The organism is Citrobacter youngae, assembly GCF_003818115.1.
In the GTDB taxonomy this organism is placed as follows: Bacteria; Pseudomonadota; Gammaproteobacteria; order Enterobacterales; family Enterobacteriaceae; genus Citrobacter; species Citrobacter youngae.
This window is the reverse complement of the sequence record NZ_RPOI01000003.1, coordinates 1-25,641: the sequence shown is the minus strand read 5'-3', so window position 1 is coordinate 25,641 and position 25,641 is coordinate 1. Positions and strand designations below refer to the sequence as shown.

At 51.2% G+C, this 25,641-nt stretch carries 24 protein-coding genes and 1 other annotated feature; of the genes, 18 read left to right on the top strand and 6 right to left on the bottom strand.

Going from position 1 to position 25,641, the window contains the following annotated elements:
• The first annotated feature begins 187 nt into the window (after positions 1 to 187).
• From creA to creD, 4 genes are read left to right on the top strand one after another with little or no spacing between them, the layout of a single operon-like run.
• Positions 188 to 661: a protein CreA gene (gene creA / locus EHN13_RS01035; RefSeq protein ID WP_048212762.1), complete on the top strand. Its 474-nt coding sequence runs from the start codon at positions 188 to 190 to the stop codon at positions 659 to 661.
• Between the two features lie 12 nt (positions 662 to 673).
• A complete protein-coding gene (gene creB, locus EHN13_RS01030) occupies positions 674 to 1,363 on the top strand; it encodes a two-component system response regulator CreB (RefSeq protein ID WP_048212761.1) in 690 nt (229 codons plus the stop codon).
• Positions 1,363 to 2,787, top strand: a complete 1,425-nt coding sequence (creC, locus tag EHN13_RS01025) for a two-component system sensor histidine kinase CreC (protein WP_124020739.1) — start codon at positions 1,363 to 1,365, stop codon at positions 2,785 to 2,787. Before creB ends, creC begins: the two co-directional genes overlap by 1 nt.
• Before the next feature lie 57 nt (positions 2,788 to 2,844).
• Positions 2,845 to 4,191, top strand: coding sequence for a cell envelope integrity protein CreD (gene creD, locus EHN13_RS01020; RefSeq protein WP_061067200.1), 1,347 nt, complete (start codon positions 2,845 to 2,847; stop codon positions 4,189 to 4,191).
• A gap of 60 nt (positions 4,192 to 4,251) precedes the next feature.
• Here the strand turns inward: creD and arcA are convergent, their stop codons facing one another.
• Entirely contained in the window at positions 4,252 to 4,968 is a 717-nt protein-coding gene (gene arcA / locus EHN13_RS01015) for a two-component system response regulator ArcA (protein ID WP_124020738.1), read from the bottom strand.
• 95 nt (positions 4,969 to 5,063) lie between these two features.
• Between arcA and yjjY the strand changes: the two genes are divergently transcribed.
• The 6 genes from yjjY to thrC all read left to right on the top strand — a co-directional run bounded on the left by yjjY (position 5,064) and on the right by thrC (position 11,330).
• A complete protein-coding gene (gene yjjY, locus EHN13_RS01010) occupies positions 5,064 to 5,204 on the top strand; it encodes a YjjY family protein (RefSeq protein ID WP_001541509.1) in 141 nt (46 codons plus the stop codon).
• 399 nt (positions 5,205 to 5,603) lie between these two features.
• Positions 5,604 to 6,290: a tRNA/rRNA methyltransferase gene (locus EHN13_RS01005; RefSeq protein WP_124020737.1), complete on the top strand. Its 687-nt coding sequence runs from the start codon at positions 5,604 to 5,606 to the stop codon at positions 6,288 to 6,290.
• Between the two features lie 206 nt (positions 6,291 to 6,496).
• Positions 6,497 to 6,623, top strand: a sequence feature (Thr leader region).
• Positions 6,502 to 6,567 carry a thr operon leader peptide gene (gene thrL / locus EHN13_RS01000; RefSeq protein ID WP_032337689.1) on the top strand — a complete coding sequence of 22 codons (66 nt, stop codon included), beginning with the start codon at positions 6,502 to 6,504 and terminating at the stop codon, positions 6,565 to 6,567. Its footprint overlaps the feature before it by 66 nt.
• Positions 6,624 to 6,646: 23 nt before the next feature.
• Complete coding sequence (gene thrA, locus EHN13_RS00995; RefSeq protein WP_124020736.1) at positions 6,647 to 9,109, top strand: bifunctional aspartate kinase/homoserine dehydrogenase I; 2,463 nt, start codon at positions 6,647 to 6,649, stop codon at positions 9,107 to 9,109.
• A gap of 1 nt (position 9,110) precedes the next feature.
• The gene (gene thrB / locus EHN13_RS00990) at positions 9,111 to 10,040 is read left to right on the top strand and encodes a homoserine kinase (protein WP_124020735.1); all 930 of its coding nucleotides are present in this window, start codon (positions 9,111 to 9,113) and stop codon (positions 10,038 to 10,040) included.
• Positions 10,041 to 10,043: 3 nt separating this feature from the next.
• Complete coding sequence (thrC, locus tag EHN13_RS00985; protein WP_124020734.1) at positions 10,044 to 11,330, top strand: threonine synthase; 1,287 nt, start codon at positions 10,044 to 10,046, stop codon at positions 11,328 to 11,330.
• A gap of 84 nt (positions 11,331 to 11,414) precedes the next feature.
• On the opposite strand, the gene yaaA is transcribed toward thrC, so the two are convergent.
• Together yaaA and EHN13_RS00975 are read right to left on the bottom strand one after the other, a co-directional pair.
• Positions 11,415 to 12,188, bottom strand: coding sequence for a peroxide stress protein YaaA (gene yaaA / locus EHN13_RS00980; protein WP_048212754.1), 774 nt, complete (start codon positions 12,186 to 12,188; stop codon positions 11,415 to 11,417).
• 77 nt (positions 12,189 to 12,265) lie between these two features.
• Positions 12,266 to 13,696: an alanine/glycine:cation symporter family protein gene (locus EHN13_RS00975; protein ID WP_124020733.1), complete on the bottom strand. Its 1,431-nt coding sequence runs from the start codon at positions 13,694 to 13,696 to the stop codon at positions 12,266 to 12,268.
• A 274-nt stretch (positions 13,697 to 13,970) separates the two neighbouring features.
• On the opposite strand from EHN13_RS00975, the gene tal reads away from it, so the two are divergent.
• The 3 genes from tal (at position 13,971) to EHN13_RS00960 (ending at position 17,054) form a co-directional block, all read left to right on the top strand.
• Complete coding sequence (gene tal / locus EHN13_RS00970) at positions 13,971 to 14,924, top strand: transaldolase (protein ID WP_005124064.1); 954 nt, start codon at positions 13,971 to 13,973, stop codon at positions 14,922 to 14,924.
• A 110-nt stretch (positions 14,925 to 15,034) separates the two neighbouring features.
• Positions 15,035 to 15,622, top strand: coding sequence for a molybdopterin adenylyltransferase (gene mog / locus EHN13_RS00965; protein ID WP_003018973.1), 588 nt, complete (start codon positions 15,035 to 15,037; stop codon positions 15,620 to 15,622).
• A 124-nt stretch (positions 15,623 to 15,746) separates the two neighbouring features.
• Positions 15,747 to 17,054, top strand: coding sequence for an MFS transporter (locus EHN13_RS00960; protein WP_124020732.1), 1,308 nt, complete (start codon positions 15,747 to 15,749; stop codon positions 17,052 to 17,054).
• A gap of 34 nt (positions 17,055 to 17,088) precedes the next feature.
• On the opposite strand, the gene satP is transcribed toward EHN13_RS00960, so the two are convergent.
• From satP to EHN13_RS00945, 3 genes are all read right to left on the bottom strand, one after another.
• The gene (gene satP, locus EHN13_RS00955; RefSeq protein WP_124020731.1) at positions 17,089 to 17,655 is read right to left on the bottom strand and encodes an acetate uptake transporter; all 567 of its coding nucleotides are present in this window, start codon (positions 17,653 to 17,655) and stop codon (positions 17,089 to 17,091) included.
• 148 nt (positions 17,656 to 17,803) lie between these two features.
• Entirely contained in the window at positions 17,804 to 18,517 is a 714-nt protein-coding gene (msyB, locus tag EHN13_RS00950; RefSeq protein WP_124020730.1) for an acidic protein MsyB, read from the bottom strand.
• A 26-nt stretch (positions 18,518 to 18,543) separates the two neighbouring features.
• Positions 18,544 to 18,948, bottom strand: a complete 405-nt coding sequence (locus EHN13_RS00945; RefSeq protein ID WP_003018965.1) for a DUF2541 family protein — start codon at positions 18,946 to 18,948, stop codon at positions 18,544 to 18,546.
• 384 nt (positions 18,949 to 19,332) lie between these two features.
• Between EHN13_RS00945 and dnaK the strand changes: the two genes are divergently transcribed.
• The 5 genes from dnaK to EHN13_RS00920 all read left to right on the top strand — a co-directional run.
• The gene (gene dnaK / locus EHN13_RS00940; protein WP_003018959.1) at positions 19,333 to 21,255 is read left to right on the top strand and encodes a molecular chaperone DnaK; all 1,923 of its coding nucleotides are present in this window, start codon (positions 19,333 to 19,335) and stop codon (positions 21,253 to 21,255) included.
• An 85-nt stretch (positions 21,256 to 21,340) separates the two neighbouring features.
• Positions 21,341 to 22,474 carry a molecular chaperone DnaJ gene (gene dnaJ / locus EHN13_RS00935; RefSeq protein WP_003837322.1) on the top strand — a complete coding sequence of 378 codons (1,134 nt, stop codon included), beginning with the start codon at positions 21,341 to 21,343 and terminating at the stop codon, positions 22,472 to 22,474.
• Between the two features lie 441 nt (positions 22,475 to 22,915).
• Positions 22,916 to 23,680 (top strand): outer membrane protein OmpK, encoded by a 765-nt coding sequence (locus EHN13_RS00930; protein WP_048212749.1) that lies wholly within the window; start codon positions 22,916 to 22,918, stop codon positions 23,678 to 23,680.
• 20 nt (positions 23,681 to 23,700) lie between these two features.
• On the top strand, positions 23,701 to 25,194 hold the full coding sequence (locus EHN13_RS00925; RefSeq protein ID WP_060855449.1) for a sulfatase family protein: 1,494 nt from the start codon (positions 23,701 to 23,703) through the stop codon (positions 25,192 to 25,194).
• 103 nt (positions 25,195 to 25,297) lie between these two features.
• Positions 25,298 to 25,641: radical SAM protein (locus tag EHN13_RS00920; protein ID WP_124020729.1), on the top strand; the 344-nt coding region annotated here is incomplete at its 3' end.

The following is a 25,641-nucleotide window of genomic DNA, read 5'->3' as shown; positions in this document are numbered from 1 at the left end:
CGAGTACCTGACGTCAGGTATGAGGATAATAGCATTTTTTGCTGTTTTAGCATTCAGTGTTTTTTTTGCTCATAAATGCTTTTTTCGGACATACGAAAGCGTGATTATTGTAATCCTGTGATCTATATACGTTTTATCTTAGAATGTCGAATAATTGCACAGCGTAACTTTTAAAAATGGTAACAATATGAAATATAAGAGCTTAGTCATTTCCTCAATTCTGCTGATGATGGCGCAGGTTGCCCATGCGGAGCAGATTGGATCTGTCGATACCGTGTTCAAAATGTTTGGACCGGATCATAAAATTGTGGTCGAGGCATTTGATGATCCTGATGTCACCAATGTGACCTGCTACGTTAGCCGCGCCAAAACAGGTGGAATTAAAGGTGGACTGGGTTTGGCTGAAGATACTTCCGACGCGGCTATCTCCTGTCAGCAGGTGGGGCCGGTGGAGCTGAGCGACAGAATTAAAAACGGCAAAGCCCAGGGCGAGGTGGTCTTTAAGAAACGTACATCGCTGGTGTTTAAATCCTTACAGGTCGTACGTTTTTATGATGCAAAACGTAATGCGCTGGCCTATCTGGCCTATTCAGATAAGGTGGTTGATGGATCGCCCAAAAATGCTATCAGCGCGGTACCTATCATGCCGTGGCAGCGATAACAGGCAGGCAAAATGCAACAGGCGCTGATCTGGTTGGTTGAGGACGAGCAGGGGATTGCGGATACGCTTATCTACATGCTGCAGCAGGAAGGTTTTAGCGTTGAAGCTTTTGAGCGTGGATTGCCCGTGCTGGAAAAATCACGCCAGAGATGTCCGGATGCGATCATTCTGGATGTCGGACTCCCGGATATCAGTGGTTTTGAACTGTGCCGACGCTTGCTGGAACGCCATCCGGCATTACCGATCCTCTTTCTGACTGCGCGTAGCGATGAAGTCGATCGCCTGCTGGGGCTGGAAATTGGTGCGGATGATTATGTGGCGAAACCCTTCTCTCCGCGTGAAGTGTGCGCCCGCGTGCGTACATTGCTGCGGCGGGTGAGAAAATTCTCCACGCCTTCACCGGCGACGCGCTGTGGGGATTTTGAACTTAATGAGCTGGCCGCGCAGATTACCTGGTTCGGCATGCCGTTAAATCTGACGCGCTATGAATTCTTGTTGCTGAAGACATTACTGTTGTCGCCGGGACGCGTCTACTCACGCCAACAGTTAATGGATTTAGTCTGGGCCGATGCCCAGGATACCTTTGACCGAACGGTTGATACCCACATCAAAACGTTGCGCGCCAAGCTGCGGGCCATCAACCCCGAGCTTTCCCCCATCAATACGCATCGCGGTATGGGATATAGCTTGAGGAGCGTCTGATGCGCATTGGCATGCGTTTGCTGCTCGGCTATTTTCTGATTGTTGCCGTCGCCGCCTGGTTCGTTCTGTCGATCTTTGTACAGGAGATTAAGCCCGGCGTTCGTCGTGCGACGGAAGGGACGCTGATTGACACCGCTACGCTGCTGGCCGCGCTGGCGCGTGATGATTTGCTGTCTGGCTCTCCTTCCCATGGCAGGCTGGCACAGGCCTTTTCGCAACTGCACGATCGTCCTTTTCGCGCCAATATCAGTGGCATTAACAAAGTGCGCAATGAGTATCACGTCTACATGACGGACGCGCAGGGCAAGGTGGTATTTGATTCCGCCAACCAGGCCGTCGGCGAAGATTATTCTCGCTGGAACGACGTATGGTTAACGCTGCGTGGGCAGTATGGCGCACGAAGTACGCCACAGAACACGGCCGATCCGGAAAGTTCGGTGATGTATGTTGCCGCACCGATTGTTGACGGCGGACGTATTATCGGGGTGCTGAGCGTTGGTAAACCGAATGCGGCAATGACGCCAGTGATTAAACGCAGTGAACGGCGGATGCTGTGGGCCAGCGCCGTGTTACTGGGGATCGCCTTAGTGATTGGCTTTGGGATGGTATGGTGGATAAACCGGTCTATCGCGCGGCTGGCACGCTATGCTGATTCTGTCACTGAGGATCGCCCCGTTGCGCTTCCTGATCTTGGTAGCAGTGAGCTACGCAAGTTGGCGCAGGCGCTGGAAAGTATGCGTCTGAAGCTGGAGGGCAAGAATTATATTGAGCAGTACGTCTATGCGTTGACGCATGAGTTAAAAAGCCCGTTGGCGGCGATCCGCGGCGCGGCTGAGATTTTGCGCGAAGGGCCGCCGCCGAACGTGGTTGCGCGTTTCACCGATAATATTCTGACGCAGAATGCGCGCATGCAGGCGCTGGTCGAAACTTTGCTACGCCAGGCTCGACTGGAGAATCGACAGGACATTACGTTGACGCCCGTGGCGGTAGATGCGCTTTTTACCCAGCTTAAAGAGGTGCGTAGTGTGCAGCTGGCGGCAAAAAACATCACGCTTACCGTTGTACCTTCATCGCTGACGGTTGCCGCCGATGCCGCACTGTTGGAGCAAGCGTTGGGTAATCTGCTGGATAACGCCATCGACTTTACGCTGGAGAACGGAACAATTGTATTGAGCGCGCATTCGCAGGAGGACCGCGTCACAATACAGGTCAGTGATAACGGTAGTGGCATACCTGACTTTGCGTTGCCGCGTATTTTTGAACGCTTCTACTCGCTGCCCCGCGAGAATGGACACAAGAGTAGTGGGCTGGGGCTGGCGTTTGTCAGTGAGGTTGCGCGATTGCATCGAGGTGACGTGACGTTATGCAACCGACCAGAAGGCGGGGCGCAGGCCTCGTTTACACTTCACCGTCACTTCACATAACTTCAAATTCCCCGCACATAGCTGTTCTACCTTGCTGATATCGCAAAGGAGAACGCTATGTTTAAATCCCCCCTGTTTTGGAAAATAGTCACCTTAGGTGGCGCTATGCTGCTGCTGTTAATTCCACTGACGATGATCAGGCAGATTATTGTTGAGCGGTCGGACTACCGTAGTGAGGTAGAAGATGCTATTCGACAGAGCACCAGTGGGCCGCAAAAGGTGGTAGGCCCGCTGATTGCCGTCCCGGTGACGGAACTGTATACCGAGCTGGAAGGTGACAAACAGATCCAGCGAAAGCGCAGCTACATCCACTTCTGGTTGCCGGAATCGCTGGTTGTTGAGGGTAACCAGAACGTTGAAGCGCGGAAGATAGGTATTTATGAAGGACAGGTCTGGCACAACGATTTATCGGTGAAGGCTGAGTTTAACGCCGAACGGCTGAGCGATTTAAACCATCCCAATGTCAGCGTCGGTAAACCGTTTATTGTGGTTGGCGTGGGCGACGCGCGCGGGATTGGCGTCGTGAAGGCTTCGCAGATTAATGGAACATCGCTGGCGGTCGAACCCGGTACTGGGCTGGATGGCCGTGCTCAGGGGATCCACATTCCGCTACCGGATGCCGGCTGGGCGGAAAAAAATCTCAGTGTCGTGTTGTCGCTTAATCTGAGTGGAACCGGTGATTTTTCTGTCGTCCCGGTTGGTCGTAATAGCGAAATGACTGTGACCAGCAACTGGCCACACCCTAACTTTCTCGGCGATTTTCTTCCGGCTAAGCGTGAAATCAGTGAGTCAGGGTTTAAGGCGCAATGGCAAAGTAGCTGGTTCGCGAATAATCTGGGAGAACGCTTCGGCGATGAGAAGATTGGCTGGCAGGGCATGCCTGCGTTTAGCGTCGCTGTGGCTACGCCTGCGGATCAGTATCAACTGACAGATCGGGCGACAAAGTATGCCATTTTATTGATTACACTGACTTTCATGTCTTTCTTTGTGCTCGAGAGTATGACCAGTCTGCGTCTGCACCCGATGCAATATCTGTTGGTGGGATTATCACTGGTGATGTTCTATTTGCTGTTGTTGGCGCTGTCGGAGCATGTGGGTTTTACTGCGGCGTGGATTACGGCAAGCCTGGTAGGCGCGCTGATGAACGGCGTGTATTTACAGGCGATACTACAGGGATGGCGTAACAGTCTGTTTTTTACCGCAGCATTGCTGGGACTGGATGGCGTGATGTGGGTACTGTTGCGTTCGCAGGACAGCGCGTTACTGCTGGGAACGGGCGTGCTGTTACTGGCGCTTTGTGGGGTGATGTTCCTGACGCGTCATCTTGACTGGCACCGGCTTGCACAGCCAAAGCCCAAAAAGGAGAACGCAACTGAGGACGATGAATTACGGTTGTGGAAATAGGGGCGTAGTAGAATGAAAAACGGCGCATAAAGCGCCGTTTTTATACCAGTCAGGATGACATTAATCCTGCAGATCGCCGCAGAAACGGTAGCCTTCACCGTGAATGGTAGCGATGATTTCTGGTGTATCCGGCGTGGATTCGAAATGCTTACGAATACGGCGGATTGTTACGTCAACGGTACGGTCATGCGGCTTCAGTTCGCGGCCGGTCATTTTTTTCAGCAGTTCTGCGCGAGACTGGATCTTGCCCGGATTCTCGCAGAAGTGAAGCATGGCACGGAATTCGCTACGTGGCAGTTTATACTGCTCGCCGTCAGGGCCAATCAGAGAGCGGCTATTGATGTCCAGCTCCCAACCATTGAACTTGTAGCTTTCGACGCTACGACGCTCTTCGCTCACTGTGCCCAGATTCATGGTGCGGGACAGCAGGTTACGAGCACGGATAGTCAGTTCGCGTGGGTTAAACGGCTTGGTGATGTAATCGTCAGCGCCGATTTCGAGGCCGAGAATTTTATCGACTTCGTTATCACGGCCCGTCAGGAACATCAGTGCAACGTTAGCTTGTTCGCGAAGTTCACGCGCTAACAGAAGACCATTTTTACCTGGCAGATTGATATCCATAATCACAAGGTTGATGTCATATTCAGAGAGGATCTGATGCATTTCCGCGCCATCTGTCGCCTCGAATACATCATAGCCTTCCGCTTCGAAAATGCTTTTCAACGTGTTATGTGTTACTAACTCGTCTTCAACGATAAGAATGTGCGGGGTCTGCATGTTTGCTACCTAAATTGCCAACTAAATCGAAACAGGAAGTACAAAAGTCCCTGACCTGCCTGATGCATGTCGTAAATTAACATGATCGGCGTAACATGACTAAAGTACGTAATTGCGTTCTTGATGCACTTTCCATCAACGTCAACAACATCATTAGCTTGGTCGTGGGCACTTTCCCTCTGGACCCGACAGTGTCAAAAACGGCTGTCATCCTAACCATTTTAACAGCAACATAACAGGCTAAGACGTACCGGACACCCAATAAAACTACGCTTCGTTGACATATATCAAGTTCAATTGTAGCACGTTAACAGTTTGATGAAATCAACGTATCTAAATGATAGCTTTCATCACAAAATTGCAATATTACAACTAGTTGCACGCGCTAATTAATAAATGTAATGAATCCAATCTATGAGAACCATTCTAAATCAAATTATCATGGATAAACAGAAGGATATGCAACTTCTGTTAACATAAAAAGCAATAGTACATGCAGGAAATAGTTTAGCATTTTTTACTGAATGTAAAATGCTTTTTCAGTGATTTCTGTTAAAAATATGTAAATTCGCGCTGCGTAATATGTTGATGCACATCACATAATTATCTGCAGGCCGGTCAAAAAGAGTATCAAAATGCGTTTAACAATTATTCTGGTTGCTCCCGCCAGAGCCGAAAATATTGGCGCGGCAGCTCGTGCTATGAAAACCATGGGATTCACACAAATGCGGATCGTTGATAGCGAGGCTCATATGGCGCCTGCGACGCGATGGGTTGCGCATGGCTCGGGTGATATTATTGATAATATTAACGTTTTCCCAACATTAGCGGAGGCGCTTCACGACGTGGATTTTACCGTCGCCACCACGGCGCGCAGCCGGGCGAAGTTTCATTATTACGCCACGCCGGTCGAATTGGTTCCCCTGTTGCAGGAAAAATCAACGTGGATGGATCACGCCGCGCTGGTTTTTGGTCGTGAAGATTCGGGGTTGACCAACGAAGAATTGGCTCTGGCGGATGTACTCACCGGTGTACCTATGGTGGCTGACTATCCATCACTCAATTTGGGGCAGGCGGTGATGGTGTATTGCTATCAATTAGCAGGTTTAATACAACAACCGGCCAGAAACATTGAGGTGACGGATGAGCATCAGCTACAGGCATTGCGCGAACGTGTTTTGCGTTTATTAGCCACGCTGAACGTTTCTGACGACATTAAGCTGACGGACTGGCTGCAACAGCGAATGGGTCTGTTAGAGCAGCGAGACACGGCAATGTTGCACCGTTTTTTACATGATATCGAAAAAAATATTACAAAATAAAATGTCTTCTTTGTTTTATTTTTTAGTGTTTGATTCTGACTTCAAGTGGGGTGCGCACGCTGTATTGGTTGAAAATAAAAGGGCAAGCAGTCGCTCGTGAACAAGTTTCGGAATGTGATCAATTTAAAAATTTATTGACTTAGGTCAGCAGATACTTTAACCCTAAAAGAATACAAGACAGGCCATAAATAATTACAGAGCACACAACATCATGAAACGCATCAGCATCACCATTACAACAACCATCACCATTACCACAGGTAACGGTGCGGGCTGACGCGTACAGGAAACACAAGAAAAAGCCCGCACCTAAACAGTGCGGGCTTTTTTTTCGACCAAAGGCAACGAGGTAAACCATGCGAGTGTTGAAGTTCGGCGGTACATCAGTGGCAAATGCAGAGCGCTTTCTGCGAGTTGCCGATATTCTGGAAAGCAATGCCAGGCAGGGGCAGGTCGCGACCGTGCTCTCTGCCCCCGCAAAAATTACCAACCATCTGGTGGCGATGATTGAGAAGACCATCGGTGGTCAGGACGCTTTAGCCAATATCAGTGACGCCGAACGTATTTTCTCAGAGCTTTTGGTTGGTCTCGCCGCCGCGCAGCCGGGTTTTCCGCTGGCTCCGCTCAAAGCCTTCGTTGAACAAGAATTTGCCCAAATTAAACATGTCCTGCACGGTATCAGCCTGCTGGGACAGTGCCCGGACAGCATCAATGCCGCGCTTATTTGCCGTGGCGAAAAAATGTCGATCGCTATCATGGCAGGCCTGCTGGAGGCGCGCGGGCACCACGTTACCGTTATCGATCCGGTCGAGAAATTGCTGGCGGTAGGCCATTACCTCGAATCTACCGTTGATATCGCCGAATCTACGCGCCGCATTGCCGCCAGTCGTATTCCAGCAGATCATATGATTTTGATGGCAGGCTTTACTGCCGGGAATGAAAAAGGTGAGTTGGTGGTGCTGGGGCGCAATGGCTCCGACTACTCTGCCGCCGTACTGGCCGCCTGTTTACGCGCGGACTGTTGTGAGATCTGGACCGATGTTGACGGCGTATATACTTGCGATCCGCGCCAGGTACCCGACGCCCGATTGCTGAAGTCGATGTCTTATCAGGAAGCGATGGAGCTTTCTTATTTCGGCGCCAAAGTTCTGCATCCGCGCACCATTACCCCAATTGCCCAGTTCCAGATCCCGTGCCTGATTAAAAATACCGGCAATCCACAAGCGCCGGGCACGTTGATCGGCGCCAGCGGTGATGAAGACGATTTGCCGGTGAAAGGTATTTCTAACCTTAATAACATGGCGATGTTTAGCGTCTCCGGCCCTGGAATGAAAGGTATGGTAGGCATGGCGGCGCGCGTTTTTGCCGCGATGTCGCGTGCGGGCATCTCGGTGGTGCTGATCACGCAATCCTCTTCTGAATACAGCATCAGCTTCTGCGTTCCGCAGGGCGACTGCGCGCGTGCGCAACGCGCGATGCAGGATGAATTCTATCTCGAACTGAAAGAAGGCCTGCTCGAGCCGCTGGCGGTGACTGAGCGTCTGGCGATTATCTCGGTTGTGGGTGATGGTATGCGCACGCTGCGCGGTATCTCGGCGAAATTCTTTGCTGCGCTGGCCCGCGCCAACATCAATATCGTGGCCATCGCGCAAGGCTCGTCTGAGCGTTCTATTTCGGTGGTGGTGAATAATGACGATGCAACTACTGGCGTACGCGTCACCCATCAGATGCTGTTCAACACCGACCAGGTGATTGAAGTCTTTGTCATTGGCGTAGGCGGGGTGGGTTCAGCACTGCTTGAGCAGCTCAAGCGCCAGCAAAGCTGGTTGAAGGGCAAACATATCGATCTTCGCGTGTGCGGCGTGGCGAATTCGAAGGCTCTGCTGACCAACGTCCATGGTTTGAATCTGGAAAACTGGCAGGCGGAGCTGGAAAGCGCGAAAGAGCCATTCAACCTTGGGCGCTTAATTCGTCTGGTAAAAGAATATCATCTGCTTAATCCGGTGATCGTCGACTGTACGTCAAGCCAGGCGGTGGCGGATCAATATGCTGATTTCCTGCGCGAAGGCTTCCATGTGGTTACGCCGAACAAAAAGGCCAACACCTCGTCGATGGATTACTACCATCAGCTGCGTTTTGCAGCGGCGAAGTCCCGGCGTAAATTCCTCTACGATACCAACGTGGGCGCGGGCTTGCCGGTTATTGAAAACCTGCAAAATCTACTCAGCGCAGGTGATGAATTGCAGCGTTTCTCCGGTATTCTTTCCGGCTCGCTGTCGTTTATTTTCGGCAAGCTGGATGAAGGAATGAGCTTCTCGCAAGCCACCACCATGGCGCGTGAGATGGGTTACACCGAACCTGACCCGCGTGACGATCTTTCCGGTATGGACGTAGCGCGTAAGCTGCTGATCCTCGCCCGTGAAACCGGTCATGAGCTGGAGCTTTCTGACATTGTTATTGAGCCGGTCCTGCCAAAAGAGTTTGATGATTCCGGTGATGTTTCCGCGTTTATGACGAAATTGCCGCAGCTGGATGACGAGTTTGCCGCGCGCGTGGCGAAAGCCCGTGATGAGGGTAAAGTATTGCGCTATGTTGGCAATATTGAAGAAGACGGCGTCTGTCGCGTGAAAATAGAGGCAGTAGACGGCAACGATCCGCTGTTCAAAGTGAAAAACGGTGAAAACGCGCTGGCGTTTTACAGCCACTATTATCAGCCGCTACCGCTGGTGCTGCGTGGATATGGTGCGGGTAACGACGTGACGGCGGCGGGCGTATTCGCCGACCTGTTACGCACCCTTTCATGGAAGTTAGGAGTCTGACATGGTGAGAGTTTATGCCCCGGCTTCCAGTGCCAATATGAGCGTCGGGTTTGATGTGCTCGGGGCGGCGGTAACCCCGGTAGATGGTTCACTGTTGGGTGACGTGGTCTCGGTTGAGGCGGCAGACCAGTTCAGCCTGAACAACCTCGGGCGTTTTGCTAACAAGCTGCCGTCTGAGCCGCGAGAAAATATCGTCTACCAGTGCTGGGAGCGTTTCTGTCAGGAGCTGGGTAAAAGCGTTCCAGTGGCGATGACGCTGGAAAAAAATATGCCGATTGGCTCCGGGTTAGGCTCCAGCGCCTGTTCCGTTGTGGCCGCACTGGTCGCGATGAATGAGTACTGCGGTAAACCGCTCAACGATACGCGACTGTTGGCGATTATGGGTGAACTGGAAGGGCGTATCTCCGGCAGTATTCACTACGATAATGTCGCCCCGTGCTTTTTGGGCGGCATGCAGCTAATGATCGAAGAAAACGGCATTATCAGCCAGCAGGTGCCAGGCTTTGATGAGTGGCTGTGGGTGCTGGCATATCCAGGTATTAAAGTTTCCACAGCAGAAGCGCGGGCGATTTTACCTGCGCAATATCGTCGTCAGGACTGTATTGCCCACGGGCGACATCTGGCAGGGTTTATCCACGCCTGCTATTCCCGTCAGCCGGGGCTTGCCGCGAAGCTGATGAAAGACGTCATTGCTGAGCCGTACCGTACCCGTTTGCTGCCTGGCTTTAGCCAGGCGCGTCAGGCGGTAGCGGAAATCGGCGCGCTGGCCAGCGGCATCTCCGGCTCGGGGCCGACGCTGTTCGCCTTATGCGATAAGCCGGATACGGCACAGCGCGTAGCAGACTGGCTGGGTAAAAATTACCTGCAAAATCAGGAAGGCTTTGTTCATATTTGCCGGCTGGACACGGCGGGCGCACGGGTACTGGGATAATCAATGAAACTCTATAATCTGAAAGATCACAACGAACAGGTCAGCTTTGCGCAGGCCGTCACGCAAGGGCTTGGCAAGAATCAGGGATTGTTTTTTCCGCACGAGCTGCCGGAATTTAATCTGACAGAAGTGGATGAGATGCTGAACCAGGACTTCGTCAGCCGCAGCGCTAAGATCCTTTCCGCATTTATTGGCACGGAGATCCCACAAGAGATCCTGGAAGAGCGCGTGCGTGCGGCGTTTGCCTTCCCGGCACCGGTCGCTCAGGTCGAAGGTGATATCGGCTGTCTGGAGCTGTTCCATGGTCCGACACTGGCGTTTAAAGACTTTGGCGGGCGCTTTATGGCGCAAATGCTAACGCACATCAGCGGCGACAAACCGGTGACAATCCTGACTGCGACATCCGGAGACACCGGGGCCGCAGTTGCACATGCTTTTTATGGCCTGAAAAATGTGCGTGTGGTGATCCTCTACCCAAATGGCAAGATCAGCCCATTACAGGAAAAACTGTTCTGTACGCTGGGCGGCAATATTGAAACCGTTGCGATTGATGGTGACTTTGATGCCTGCCAGGCGCTGGTGAAACAGGCGTTTGATGACGAAGAGCTGAAGGCAGCTCTGGGGCTGAATTCCGCAAACTCCATCAACATCAGTCGCCTGCTGGCGCAAATCTGCTACTACTTTGAAGCCGTGGCTCAACTGCCGCAAGAGGCGCGGAATCAGCTGGTTATTTCCGTTCCCAGCGGTAACTTTGGCGATTTGACCGCCGGGCTGCTGGCGAAATCACTGGGCTTACCGGTGAAGCGCTTTATTGCGGCAACTAACGTCAACGATACGGTTCCGCGTTTCCTTGCTGAAGGTGAGTGGGCGCCGAAAGCGACTCAGGCGACGTTATCGAATGCCATGGATGTCAGCCAGCCGAACAACTGGCCGCGTGTGGAGGAACTGTTCCGCCGTAAAATATGGCGCCTGAATGAGCTGGGTTATGCCGCCGTTGATGATGCAACGACGCAGGATACCATGCGTGAACTGCAGAAGATTGGTTACACCTCAGAGCCGCATGCGGCGGTGGCGTATCGTGCACTGCGTGACCAGTTGAATCCGGGCGAATATGGCCTGTTCCTTGGCACTGCACATCCGGCGAAATTTAAAGAAAGCGTTGAACAGATTCTGAATGTCACGCTGGATCTACCAAAAGAGCTGGCTGAACGTGCAGACTTGCCGCTGCTTTCGCATCATCTGCCCGCTGATTTTGCGCAACTGCGTAAGCTGATGATGACTCGCGGTTAATGGTGGTGCCCGCTGGCGCTTTGCTTAGCGGGCCTACAAAACCTGCAGGCCGGATAAGGCGTTAGCCGCCATCCGGCATGTAAATTATTGCTCGTGGCGTTTAAACACCAGTTCGCCGTTTCCTGACGCTTCTTCATCAAAGAAATAGCCTTCGCTGTTAAAAGCGGTCAACTGTTCTGGCTGCGTTAAGCGGTTTTCAATGATGTAGCGGCTCATCAGGCCGCGGGCTTTTTTGGCATAAAAGCTGATGACTTTGAACTTGCCGTTCTTCTCGTCAAGGAAGACTGGTTTAATCAGTTCTGCGTTCAGCTTTTTCGGCTTCACGGATTTAAAATACTCGTCTGAGGCGAGGTTAATCACCACGCTGTCGCCTTGTGCTCCCAGCGCTTCGTTAAGCTTATCGGTGATGGTATCTCCCCAGAACTGATAGAGATCTTTACCCTTCGCATTGGCCAGACGAATGCCCATCTCCAGACGGTAGGGTTGCATCAAATCCAGCGGGCGCAGAACACCATACAGCCCGGACAGCATGCGTAAATGCTGCTGAGCGAAGTCGAAATCCGCCTCGCTGAAGGTTTCAGCCTGCAATCCGGTATACACGTCGCCCTTAAACGCCAGAATGGCCTGGCGCGCATTGTCCGGCGTGAAGTCAGGCTGCCAGTCATGGAAACGCGTGGCATTCAAATCCGCCAGCTTGTCGCTAATTCCCATCAGCTTGCCGATCTGCGGCGCAGAGAGTTGACGCGCCACGTGGATTAACTGCTGGGAGTGGTCCAGCAGTTCAGGCAGCGTATGGCGTGTGGTAGCCAGCGGGCTTTGGTAGTCGAGCGTTTTTGCAGGTGAAATCAGAATCAGCATATCCAGTCCTTGCAGGAGATTTACTGCGACTTTAGCAAAAAAAACGACAGAATTGATCGATGGTTGTGATTGCCGCGCTAGCTGCGCGGCGTTTCATCCCATGTATCCGGTGCAAGCTGTTGTCTGATATCAGGATAACGGTGCGGATCAAATTCCGGGCGCACACCGAGTTTGCGCTGGCGCAGATAGTCGCTGGCGATGGTATGGACAACCGGAGAAAGCAGCAGAATCGCCGTCAGGTTAGTGATGGCCATACAAGCCATAATGATATCGGCCAACTGCCAGACCAGCGGGAAGCTGACTAATGTTCCGCCGATGACGGTGCTAACGGTGGCGATGCGCAATAGCCAGATGACACGCATATTGTCCAGTTTCAGGAAGACGAGATTGTTTTCCGCATAGATGTAGTTGGCGACAATTGAGCTAAAGGCAAACAGAATCACAATAAATGCGACAAACCCAGCCCCCCATTCGCCGGTCAGTGAGACCATGGCCTTCTGCAGCAACTGGATGCCTTCCATGGGCACATAGCCGGCGCCATTGCCCGCCAACAGAATAATCATGGCGCTGGCCGTACAGACAACGAGAGTGTCGCCTAACACACCGATCATTTGCACAATGCCTTGTGCCGCAGGATGCGGTGGCCAGGAGGCTGCTGACGCGGCTGCATTCGGCGTAGATCCCATTCCGGCTTCGTTAGAAAACATGCCGCGCTGAAAACCGTTGGCAATAGCCTGGCTTAGCGTATATCCGGCCGCACCCGCCGCGGCTTCCTGCCAGCCAAAGGCGCTTTTTATAATGGTGACGATAATGTCGGGAAGCTGCCCGATATGCCACAGGCAGATGATGATGCTACATCCAACCCACAGCAGCGCCATGATCGGCACAAACCATTGCATCAGACGGGCAACACCATTAATACCGCCAATGATCACCAGGAATGACAGTATCGCCAAAGCGATGCCGGAAGCGAGGGGAGGGATGTCGAACGCAAATGCCAATGCGCGGGAGACAGAGTTTGCCTGAACGCTGTTAAAAATCAGTCCATAGGCAATAAGTAAAAAGATGGCAAAGAGTACGCCCATCCAGCGCATGCCCAGCCCACGAGCCATATACCACGCAGGGCCACCGCGGAACTGTCCTTTGCTATCGCGTTCTTTATACAGTTGCGCGAGTGAGCACTCGGCGAATGACGTTGCCATGCCAATGATCGCTGAGACCCACATCCAGAAGACGGCCCCTGCGCCGCCAGCGGCGATCGCCAACGCTACGCCGGCCAGGTTCCCGCTACCAATACGTGCGGCAAGACTGGTGCACAATGCCTGAAACGAGGTTAAGCCACCCGGCTGCGGGCTAATGCTGTTTTTAAGACTTGTGCCAAACTGGCGAATGTAGCGGAACTGCACGAACCCGGTACGCCAGGTGAACCAACATCCTGCACCAAGCAGGAGGTAGATCATCACCGAACCCCAGAGTATTTCATTAATAAACAAGAAAAAATCAGGCATTAACATCCCTCTTGTTGATGCCGGTACGCGCGAATATTCCCATGTAAGCGCTACCAATTATCGAACAGTATATACCTTGTCAGGAGAGTGATTGCGGGAGTTTACCATAACAATGGGGATAACCCTTAATTGCGCATCAGGGGCTTTAAGATGCGTAATCGGGAATGAGCAGTGAGTTGGACAATCCCGGCGGTTGCGCTGAGAGTGCGTCGTGCTATCATCAGGGAAGATCGGTTACATCCCCCTAACAAGCTGTTTAAAGAGAATCGCTATCATGACGGACAAATTGACCTCCCTTCGTCAGTTCACCACAGTAGTGGCCGACACCGGAGACATCGCGGCAATGAAGCTGTATCAGCCTCAGGATGCCACAACTAACCCTTCTCTCATTCTTAACGCAGCGCAGATCCCAGAATACCGCAAGCTGATTGATGACGCTGTAGCCTGGGCTAAGCAGCAGAGCAACGACCGCGCTCAACAGGTCGTCGACGCGACCGACAAACTGGCCGTCAATATCGGTCTGGAGATCCTGAAACTGGTCCCGGGTCGTATCTCTACTGAAGTTGATGCTCGCCTGTCCTACGACACCGACGCGTCTATCGCGAAAGCAAAACGTCTGATCAAACTGTACAACGATGCTGGCATCAGCAACGATCGTATTCTGATCAAACTGGCTTCTACCTGGCAGGGTATCCGTGCCGCTGAGCAGCTGGAAAAAGAAGGCATCAACTGTAACCTGACTCTGCTGTTCTCCTTCGCGCAGGCGCGTGCATGTGCTGAAGCTGGCGTATACCTGATTTCTCCGTTCGTTGGTCGTATTCTTGACTGGTACAAAGCCAACACCGACAAGAAAGAGTATGCACCGGCAGAAGATCCGGGTGTGGTTTCCGTAACGGAAATCTACGAGTACTACAAACAGCACGGTTACGAAACCGTAGTCATGGGCGCGAGCTTCCGTAACATCGGCGAAATCATTGAGCTGGCAGGCTGCGATCGTCTGACGATTGCTCCGGCACTGCTGAAAGAGCTGGCGGAAAGCGAAGGCGCTATCGAACGTAAACTGTCCTTCTCCGGCGAAGTGAAAGCGCGTCCTGCACGCATCACCGAAGCTGAGTTCCTGTGGCAGCACAACCAGGATCCGATGGCTGTAGACAAACTGGCGGACGGTATCCGTAAGTTTGCTGTAGACCAGGGTAAACTGGAAAAAATGATCGGCGATCTGCTGTAATCATTAGAGCGTGGCCCTGATAGGGGTCACGCTACCTCTTCTGAAACCTGTCTGTCCTTCCTTTCGCAGTGTATCATTCTGTTTAACGAGACTGTTTAAACGGAATAATCATGAATACTTTACGCATTGGCCTGGTGTCCATTTCTGACCGTGCTTCCAGCGGCGTTTACCAGGATAAAGGTATCCCGGCCCTTGAAGAGTGGCTGGCATCTGCCCTTACTACCCCTTTTGAATTGCAAACGCGACTGATCCCGGATGAACAGGCGATCATCGAACAGACCTTATGCGAACTGGTGGATGAAATGAGCTGCCATCTGGTGCTGACTACCGGTGGTACCGGTCCGGCTCGTCGCGATGTGACGCCTGATGCCACGCTTGCCGTCGCTGACCGTCAGATGCCGGGCTTTGGCGAACAGATGCGCCAGATAAGTCTGCACTTTGTGCCAACGGCGATCCTCTCTCGTCAGGTCGGCGTGATTCGTAAACAGGCGCTGATCCTGAATCTGCCGGGGCAGCCGAAATCGATCAAAGAAACGCTGGAAGGCGTAAAAGATGCCGACGGTAAGGTTATCGTGCCGGGTATCTTTGCAAGTGTACCGTATTGTATACAGCTATTGGATGGGCCGTATGTCGAAACCGCACCGGCTGTTGTAGCATCTTTTCGTCCGAAAAGCGCAATTCGCGATACAAACGCCTGAAAGTAGCCCGATCGTGGCATAAGTGCCAATGACAGTGGAGTATTGAATTGTTTACGATATAGTAATTTTTGCTTTACATATATCGACAAACAGATTCAATAACTCCACTGACTGATGGTTTGCTATGTCACAACACTCTCGACCGCTGAATCGCCAGGATTATAAAACTCTTACGCTTGCCGCCCTCGGCGGTGCGCTTGAGTTTTATGATTTCATTATCTTCGTCTTCTTTGCCGCTGTTGTTGGTGAACTCTTCTTTCCGGCAGACATTCCTGAGTGGCTACGTCAGGTGCAAACCTTCGGCATTTTTGCCGCCGGATATCTGGCGCGTCCGCTGGGTGGCATCATCATGGCGCACTTTGGCGATTTGGTCGGGCGTAAGAAAATGTTCACCCTGAGCATTTTGCTGATGGCGATACCGACGCTGGCGATTGGTCTTTTGCCTACCTACGCCTCAATGGGGATCCTCGCACCGCTGCTGTTACTGCTGATGCGCATTTTGCAAGGCGCTGCCATCGGCGGAGAAGTGCCAGGCGCGTGGGTGTTCGTGGCGGAGCACGTACCGGAGCGCCGCATCGGCATTGCCTGTGGCACGCTGACCGCCGGGCTAACGGTGGGAATTCTGCTGGGATCGGTGGTTGCGACGCTGGTGAATACCAACCTGACGCAACAGGCGGTGCATGACTACGGCTGGCGTATCCCGTTCCTGTTGGGGGGCGTTTTTGGGCTGGTGGCGATGTACCTGCGCCGCTGGCTGCAGGAAACGCCCATCTTTCTCGAGATGCAGCAACGTAAGGCGCTGGCGCAGGAACTGCCGGTAAAGTCGGTGGTGAGCAAACATAAAAAAGCGGTGGTGGTGTCAATGCTACTGACCTGGCTGCTCTCGGCCGGGATTGTAGTGGTGATCCTGATGTCGCCCGTCTGGTTGCAAAAGCAATATGGCTTTGCACCCGCGCTAACGTTACAGGCCAACAGTGTCGCTACCATTATGCTGTGCGTCGGCTGTCTGCTGGCCGGATTTATTGTCGACAGGGTTGGTGCCAGCAAAACCTTTACTGTCGGCAGCCTGTTGCTGGCCTGCTCGAGCTGGTTTTTCTATCACCTGACCGGTAGCCATCCTCAGCACTTGTTCCTGTTATACGGGCTGGTGGGATTATGCGTTGGCGTGGTCGGCGCAGTGCCTTATGTTATGGTGCGGGCGTTTCCGGCGGAAGTCCGTTTTACCGGTATTTCCTTTTCCTATAACGTCTCATATGCCATTTTTGGTGGTCTGACGCCAATCGCCGTGACGATGTTAATGGGCGTGTCGCCAATGGCTCCGGCCTGGTATGTGCTGGCGTTATCGCTGGTGGGGTTAGGTCTGGGGATTTGGCTGCGACAGGATATTTATCATCGTGATACAGGCGTAGAGGGAGAATTACAGCGTCTGTAAAGATTATCCCCCCTTGCGGGGGGATAAAGGCAGATTAGTGTGCTTCACCAATTGGCAGGATGGTACGGCCAAACTGTTCGTTCAGCACTTCACCCATCGCCAGGTAAATGGCGCTTGCACCACACACTAAGCCAACCCAACCCGCTACGTGAATGATTGCTTCGTTACCTGCAATGTTGCCAACGGCCAGCAGGGCGAACAGCACTGTCAGGCTCAGGAACACGAACTGCAGCATGCGCGCGGCTTTCAGCGTACCGAAGAACATGAACAGAGTGAACACGCCCCACAGACCCAGGTAAGCGCCCAGGAACTGACCATTGGTTGCATCCGCGAGGCTCATTTTCGGCATCAGCAGAATCGCAACCAGCGTCAGCCAGAACGAACCGTAGGAGGTAAAGGCGGTTAAACCGAAGGTGTTGCCTTTTTTATATTCCAGAAGACCGGCAAAAATTTGCGCGATACCGCCGTAGAAAATGCCCATCGCCAGAATAATAACGTCTAAAGCGAAGAAACCCGCGTTATGCAGGTTAAGCAGAATGGTGGTCATGCCAAAGCCCATCAGGCCCAGCGGTGCCGGATTAGCCAACTTAGTGTTGCCCATAATTCCTCAAAATCATCATTGATTGAATGGTGAAATAGTTTCCCCAAATAACGATCACTGTCTTCGGGGCGCGGCATAATAATCAGGGGAGAGGGCACTGTCTATGATCTCACGAAGGGAAAACGAATTATTTTCCCTGTGATGGGCATCACGCTTGTGTGTGGTTGAGCATTCTGCGCAGGCAGGCAATGTGGAGTACCGCCGGGATCGTCACCCGATAAGCGCTGCCGCTCACCGCTTTAACCCCGTTTAAGGCCGCACCTACCGGGCCGCCAAGTCCGGCTCCGCGCAGTAATCCGTGCCCGATTACGCTAACAGCAGCGTGCGTACGCAGAATTCGGGTTAACTGGCCGGAGAGCAGGTGAGACACCCCTTTTGCCAGATTGCGGTCTTTCATTAATAGTGGCAACAGTTCTTCCAGCTCAGAGACTTTTGCATCGACCGCCTGAAGAAATTCTTGCTTGTGCTCAGCATCCATTTTTTGCCAGGCGTTGCGTAAAAAATGTTCCAGCAGAGACTGTTCAATTTCGAACGTAGACATCTCTTTATCTGCTTTGAGCTTTAGCCGCTTTGAGACATCCAGCAAAATCGCCCGGTATAATTTCCCGTGTCCGCGCAATTTGTTGGCAATACTGTCACCGCCGTAATGTTGAAGCTCGCCTGCGATTAGTTGCCAGTTGCGGCGGTGCTGTTCCGGATGTCCTTCCATCGATTTAAATAAATCGTTGTGGTTGAGTACGCTCGACAGACGGGCTTTCCCCTTTTCATTATGCGTAAGCAGGCGGGTAATATTGGCGAGCTGCTCCTCGCTGCAATGCTGAAGAAAGTCGAGATCGTCGTCATTCAAATAGGTGACATTCATACTGAATTCTACTTGTGCAGAAGGGATTAGTCGTCGCCGATGATTTTCAGCGTCGCCATATCAGAAGAGTTCACCGTATGACCGGAAAAGGTAATTTTTTTCACGCAGCGCTTATTGTCGTTGTCGCTATTGATGTTGATCCAATTGGTCGTTTGCCCTTCTTTGATGGAGGAAGGCACGTTCAGACTCTGGCTGGACATGCGGGCAGCCTTGAAATAAACCGATGCACCACTGAGCTGTAAATCACCATGATCGGCCGTAAGTTGAATGCGTTTCACCACGCGGCAAACGGGAAGTTTCAGCGTCAGATCGTTGGTTTCATTACGGGGCATGGCGATCACGCCGAGGACTTTATGATCATTAGCGTGTGCGGCGCTGCTCAGTAGCAGGCCCATAAGCAGGCTGGCGGAAAGGGTTAATACGGATTTCATGGAATTTCTCTTTGACGGCTGTAAAAGTGTGTCGTTTCAGACCATCTTACCGCTGTCAGAATCATGATTCATGCTCGTAATCTTTTCTTTTTATTACAATTTTTTCGTGAATAACTTTACCATTTTCATTGGTTTTATGAATTAATTTTAATTGGCGACTATTCATTTTTTCAGCTTTCTGCCTTTTCTCTACGATTTTATCGCCACTGCGCTAAAAAAAAATTTTCATGCCCCCCTTGATGACGTGGGTTACGACCCCATCTTGTAAGCAACCGCAGTGGTGAGTCTGAAAAAAAACGATTCAGGGTAGTTGAAACCGCACGTTTCGCCCTTATTACAGATTCACAACCACATGATGACCGAATTTTTAGTGGAGACGTTTAGATGGGTAAAATTATTGGTATCGACCTGGGTACTACCAACTCTTGTGTAGCGATTATGGATGGCACTACTGCACGTGTGCTGGAGAACGCCGAGGGCGATCGCACCACGCCTTCTATCATTGCTTATACCCAGGATGGTGAAACCCTGGTTGGTCAGCCGGCTAAACGTCAGGCAGTGACAAACCCGCAAAACACCCTGTTTGCGATTAAACGCCTGATTGGCCGCCGCTTCCAGGACGAAGAAGTACAGCGTGATGAAGCAATCATGCCGTACAAAATCATCGGTGCTGACAACGGTGATGCATGGATTGACGTAAAAGGTCAGAAACTGGCACCGCCGCAGATTTCTGCTGAAGTGCTGAAAAAAATGAAGAAAACCGCTGAAGATTACCTGGGTGAGCCGGTAACTGAAGCCGTTATCACCGTACCTGCATACTTTAACGATGCTCAGCGTCAGGCAACCAAAGACGCCGGTCGTATCGCAGGTCTGGAAGTAAAACGTATCATCAACGAACCAACCGCAGCTGCGCTGGCTTACGGTCTGGATAAAGAAGTCGGCAACCGTACTATCGCGGTATATGACCTCGGTGGTGGTACTTTCGATATCTCTATTATCGAAATCGACGAAGTTGACGGCGAAAAAACCTTCGAAGTTCTGGCAACCAACGGTGATACCCACCTGGGTGGTGAAGACTTCGACAGCCGTATGATCAACTACCTGGTTGACGAGTTTAAGAAAGATCAGGGTATCGACCTGCGTAATGACCCGCTGGCGATGCAGCGTCTGAAAGAAGCCGCTGAGAAAGCGAAGATTGAGCTGTCTTCCGCTCAGCAGACCGACGTGAACCTGCCGTACATCACTGCAGACGCGACCGGCCCGAAACACATGAACATCAAAGTGACCCGTGCGAAACTGGAAAGCCTGGTTGAAGACCTGGTTAACCGTTCTATCGAGCCGCTGAAAGTTGCTCTGCAGGATGCTGGCCTGTCCGTATCTGATATCAACGACGTTATCCTCGTTGGTGGTCAGACGCGTATGCCGATGGTGCAGAAGAAAGTCGCTGAGTTCTTCGGTAAAGAACCGCGTAAAGACGTTAACCCGGACGAAGCCGTAGCAATCGGTGCTGCTGTTCAGGGTGGTGTATTGACCGGTGATGTTAAAGACGTGCTGCTGCTGGACGTTACCCCGCTGTCTCTGGGTATCGAAACCATGGGTGGCGTAATGACTCCGCTGATCGCGAAAAACACCACTATCCCGACCAAGCACAGCCAGGTGTTCTCTACCGCTGAAGACAACCAGTCTGCGGTAACCATCCACGTGCTGCAGGGTGAACGTAAACGCGCTGCTGATAACAAAGATCTTGGTCAGTTTAACCTGGATGGCATCAGCCCGGCTCCGCGCGGTATGCCGCAGATCGAAGTTACTTTTGACATCGATGCCGACGGTATCCTGCACGTTTCCGCGAAAGACAAAAACAGCGGTAAAGAGCAGAAGATCACCATCAAGGCTTCTTCTGGTCTGAACGAAGAAGAAATTCAGAAAATGGTTCGCGAAGCAGAAGCGAACGCAGAATCTGACCGTAAGTTTGAAGAGCTGGTTCAGACCCGTAACCAGGGTGACCATCTGCTGCACAGCACTCGCAAGCAGGTTGAAGAAGCAGGCGACAAGCTGCCGGCTGACGACAAAACTGCCATCGAGTCTGCACTGACCGCGCTGGAAACGTCTCTGAAAGGTGAAGACAAAGCAGATATCGAAGCGAAAATGCAGGCGCTGGCACAGGTTTCCCAGAAACTGATGGAAATCGCTCAGCAACAGCACGCACAGCAACAGGCTGGTGCAGCAGGCGCTGATGCTTCTGCAAATAACGCGAAAGATGACGACGTTGTCGACGCCGAGTTTGAAGAAGTGAAAGACAAAAAATAATCGCCCTTTGAACGGGTAATTACTGGCACGGGCGAAGAGGTTTCCTCTCCGCCCGTGCACGCATGTTAGGGGCAGATAAAAAGAGATGGCTAAGCAAGACTATTACGAGATTTTAGGCGTTTCCAAATCAGCGGAAGAGCGTGAAATCAAAAAGGCCTACAAGCGCCTGGCCATGAAATATCACCCGGATCGCAACCAGGGTGATAAAGAGGCCGAAGCCAAGTTTAAAGAGATCAAAGAAGCGTACGAGATCCTGACCGATGCGCAAAAACGTGCGGCCTACGATCAGTACGGTCATGCTGCGTTTGAGCAAGGCGGCATGGGCGGCGGCGGCGGTTTTGGCGGCGGGGCTGACTTCAGCGATATCTTTGGTGACGTGTTTGGCGATATCTTTGGCGGCGGTCGTGGTCGTCAGCGCGCCTCACGTGGTGCTGATTTACGTTACAACATGGATCTCACTCTGGAAGAAGCCGTGCGTGGCGTCACCAAAGAGATCCGTATTCCGACGCTGGAAGAGTGTGACGTTTGCCACGGTAGCGGCGCGAAGGCAGGCACTCAGCCACAAACCTGTCCAACCTGTCACGGTTCTGGTCAGGTACAGATGCGCCAGGGCTTCTTCGCCGTACAGCAGACCTGTCCGCACTGTCAGGGCCGCGGTACGCTGATTAAAGATCCGTGCAACAAATGCCACGGGCATGGTCGCGTTGAGAAGAGCAAAACGCTGTCCGTTAAAATTCCGGCAGGGGTCGATACCGGCGACCGTATCCGTTTGTCTGGTGAAGGCGAAGCCGGTGAGCATGGCGCGCCAGCAGGTGATCTGTACGTGCAGGTGCAGGTTAAACAGCACCCAATCTTCGAGCGTGAAGGCAATAACCTGTACTGCGAAGTGCCGATTAACTTTGCAATGGCAGCCCTGGGTGGCGAGATTGAAGTCCCGACGCTGGATGGTCGCGTGAAGTTAAAAATTCCAGGTGAAACGCAGACCGGTAAACTGTTCCGCATGCGTGGTAAAGGCGTTAAGTCTGTACGCGGCGGCGCACAGGGCGATCTGCTGTGCCGTGTGGTGGTTGAAACCCCGGTGGGCCTCAACGACAAACAGAAACAGCTGTTGAAAGATCTGCAGGATAGCTTTGGTGGCCCGACGGGTGAACAAAACAGCCCGCGTTCCAAAAGCTTCTTCGACGGTGTGAAGAAATTCTTTGACGATTTGACGCGCTAAAATAAAAGTAGAGAAAAGGCCATTTCAGCGATGAGATGGCCTTTTTTTTACCTGGCAGATGGATATCCAGACCCTTACCGGCATCGGATATATTATTTTACCTTGTTGGAATAGTATGATGTGTGGAGCAGTGCTACGGTTTTAGAACTAACATCTTTTTTGACTATTCACAGCCGCATACCTGGTTGATGTGATTGTTTTAACATCAATAAATAATCACGGCCAACCTAATTTAAAAGGCAACTACAGTCATATTTCTGGCGAAATAATTACTTATCTCCTCTCAAACAACATATTCTGACACACTACCAGTAATAACGATTCACCTTCCTTGATGTGAGATTTACATCACTATCCTGTCATTCTATTTCATTATTATTTGTCACCGCGGTAACACAATATTTATTGATGGATTAATTATAATTATGGGGAATACATTCAATGCCTCGGATAAAAAATGGACTATTAGCTTGTCTTATACTTATAGTGCCTTCTCTTTTTAGCCATGCAGCACAAGCTCTGGAGTATAAAAATTCTTTTGGGTCTATTAATGCCGGTTATGCCGACTGGAATAGCGGATTTGTCAATGTACATCGTGGCGAGGTTTGGAAAGCAACAGCGGATTTTGGTGTCAATTTTCGAGAAGCCGAATTTTACTCATTTATTGAAAGTAATGTGTTAAATCATGCTGTAGCCGGTCGAAATCATACGGTGTCGGCGATGACCCATGTGCGTCTCTTTGATTCTGATTATACCTTCTTTGGCAAGATTTATGGCCAGTGGGATAACTCCTGGGGGGACGATCTGGATATGTTTTATGGTCTGGGTTATCTCGGCTGGAGCGGAGATTGGGGGTTTTTAAAACCCTATATAGGTTTGCATAACCAATCTGGTGATTATGTATCACAACGATATGGACAAACCAGCGGCTGGAATGGCTACGTTATTGGCTGGACTGCGGCTTACAATTTTACTTTATTTGGTGAGAAATTTGTTTTATCTGACTGGAATGAAATTGAGCTTGATAGAAATGATGCTTATGCGGAACAGCAATTTGGCCGGAATGGATTAAATGGCGGATTAACACTGGCATGGAAATTTTATCCACGATGGAAAGCTACAGTGACGTATCGCTATTTTGAAAACAAACTGGGTTATGACGGTTACGGGGATCAGATGATTTATATGATTGGGTATTCATTTTAAATAAAACCAAAGGATCGGAAATGAAAAAAACAGTCGTGGCGAGTTTGGTTGGGCTGGCATTATGTGCCGGGAGCGCATTACAAACAACATATGCAGCTTCAGCGAAACAGCCTAATTTAGTGATTATTATGGCTGATGATTTGGGCTATGGCGATCTCGCGACTTATGGCCATCAAATCGTCAAAACGCCTAATATCGACAAGCTGGCACAGGAAGGGGTGAAATTTACCGACTACTATGCGCCCGCGCCGCTGTGCTCTCCTTCTCGTGCGGGTTTATTAACGGGACGTATGCCATTCCGTACAGGGATCCGTTCCTGGATCCCTGAAGGCAAAGATGTCGCGTTGGGACGGAATGAACTGACGATTGCCAACCTGTTAAAGCAACAGGGATATGACACGGCGATGATGGGGAAATTGCACCTAAATGCCGGGGGCGATCGCACCGATCAACCGCAGGCGAAGGACATGGGGTTTGACTACACCCTGGTAAACCCGGCGGGATTCGTCACGGATGCTACGCTTGATAACGCAAAAGAACGTCCCCGCTATGGCATGGTGCATCCCACTGGCTGGATCCGCAATGGACAGCATATTGGTCGTGCGGACACCATGAGCGGCGAGCTTGTCAGTTCTGAAGTCGTCAACTGGCTGGATAACAAGAAAGACGACAAACCGTTCTTCTTATATGTCGCGTTCACGGAAGTTCACAGCCCGCTGGCCTCGCCGAAAAAGTACCTCGACATGTATTCGCAATATATGAGCGCTTACCAGAAACAGCATCCGGATCTGTTTTACGGCGACTGGGCGGATAAGCCATGGCGCGGAACAGGCGAATACTACGCGAACATCAGCTATATGGATGCTCAGGTCGGTAAAGTAATGGATAAGATCAAGGCAATGGGTGAAGAAGATAACACCATTGTCATTTTCACCAGTGATAACGGCCCAGTGACACGCGAGGCTCGCAAAGTATATGAACTGAACCTGGCGGGTGAAACGGATGGGCTTCGCGGTCGTAAAGATAACCTTTGGGAAGGCGGTATCCGTGTTCCGGCAATCATCAAGTACGGTAAACATATTCCGCAGGGGATGGTAACGGATACGCCAGTTTATGGTCTTGACTGGGTGCCGACGTTAGCAAACATGATGAACTTTAAACTGCCAACAGATCGTACCTACGATGGGCAGTCTCTGGTTCCATTACTGGAACAGAAAACGTTAGCGCGTCAGAAGCCACTTATTTTTGGTATTGATATGCCGTTCCAGGATGATCCTACTGACGAATGGGCGATCCGTGATGGCGATTGGAAGATGATTATCGATCGTGAAAATAAACCCAAATACCTCTACAACCTGAAAAAAGATCGCTTTGAAACCCTTAACCAGATTGGCAAACAGCCTGAAATCGAGAAACAACTGTATGGCAAGTTCCTGAAATACAAACAGGACATTGACAACGATTCGCTGATGAAAGCTCGCGGTGACAAGCCAACGCCAGTCACCTGGGGCTAACAGAATAATTATAAGAAACATAAGGTATGCCACTTAGGGCTATGCCCGCCTGGTTCAACGCTTTTGTGCTGAGCCAGGTTCTTTTATTTATGGAGCTATCACAATGCAGACAAAAAGTTGTCAGGTCATGATTAAACCGACAGGCTCGGTATGTAATCTGGACTGTAAATACTGTTTTTATCTGGAAAAGGAGATGCTTTATCCGGATAGAAAAGCGAATTACAGAATGTCAGATGACATGCTCGAGTTATTCATCAAACAGCATATTGCCGCGCAGGATGTGAATGACGTGATTTTTGCGTGGCAGGGGGGAGAACCTACGCTGATGGGGTTGGCATTTTATCGGCGAGCGCTGGCATTGCAGCAGCGTTATTCTGGCGGTAAAACGATTATAAATACCTTCCAGACTAACGGTATATTGATTGACGACGAATGGGCTATTTTTTT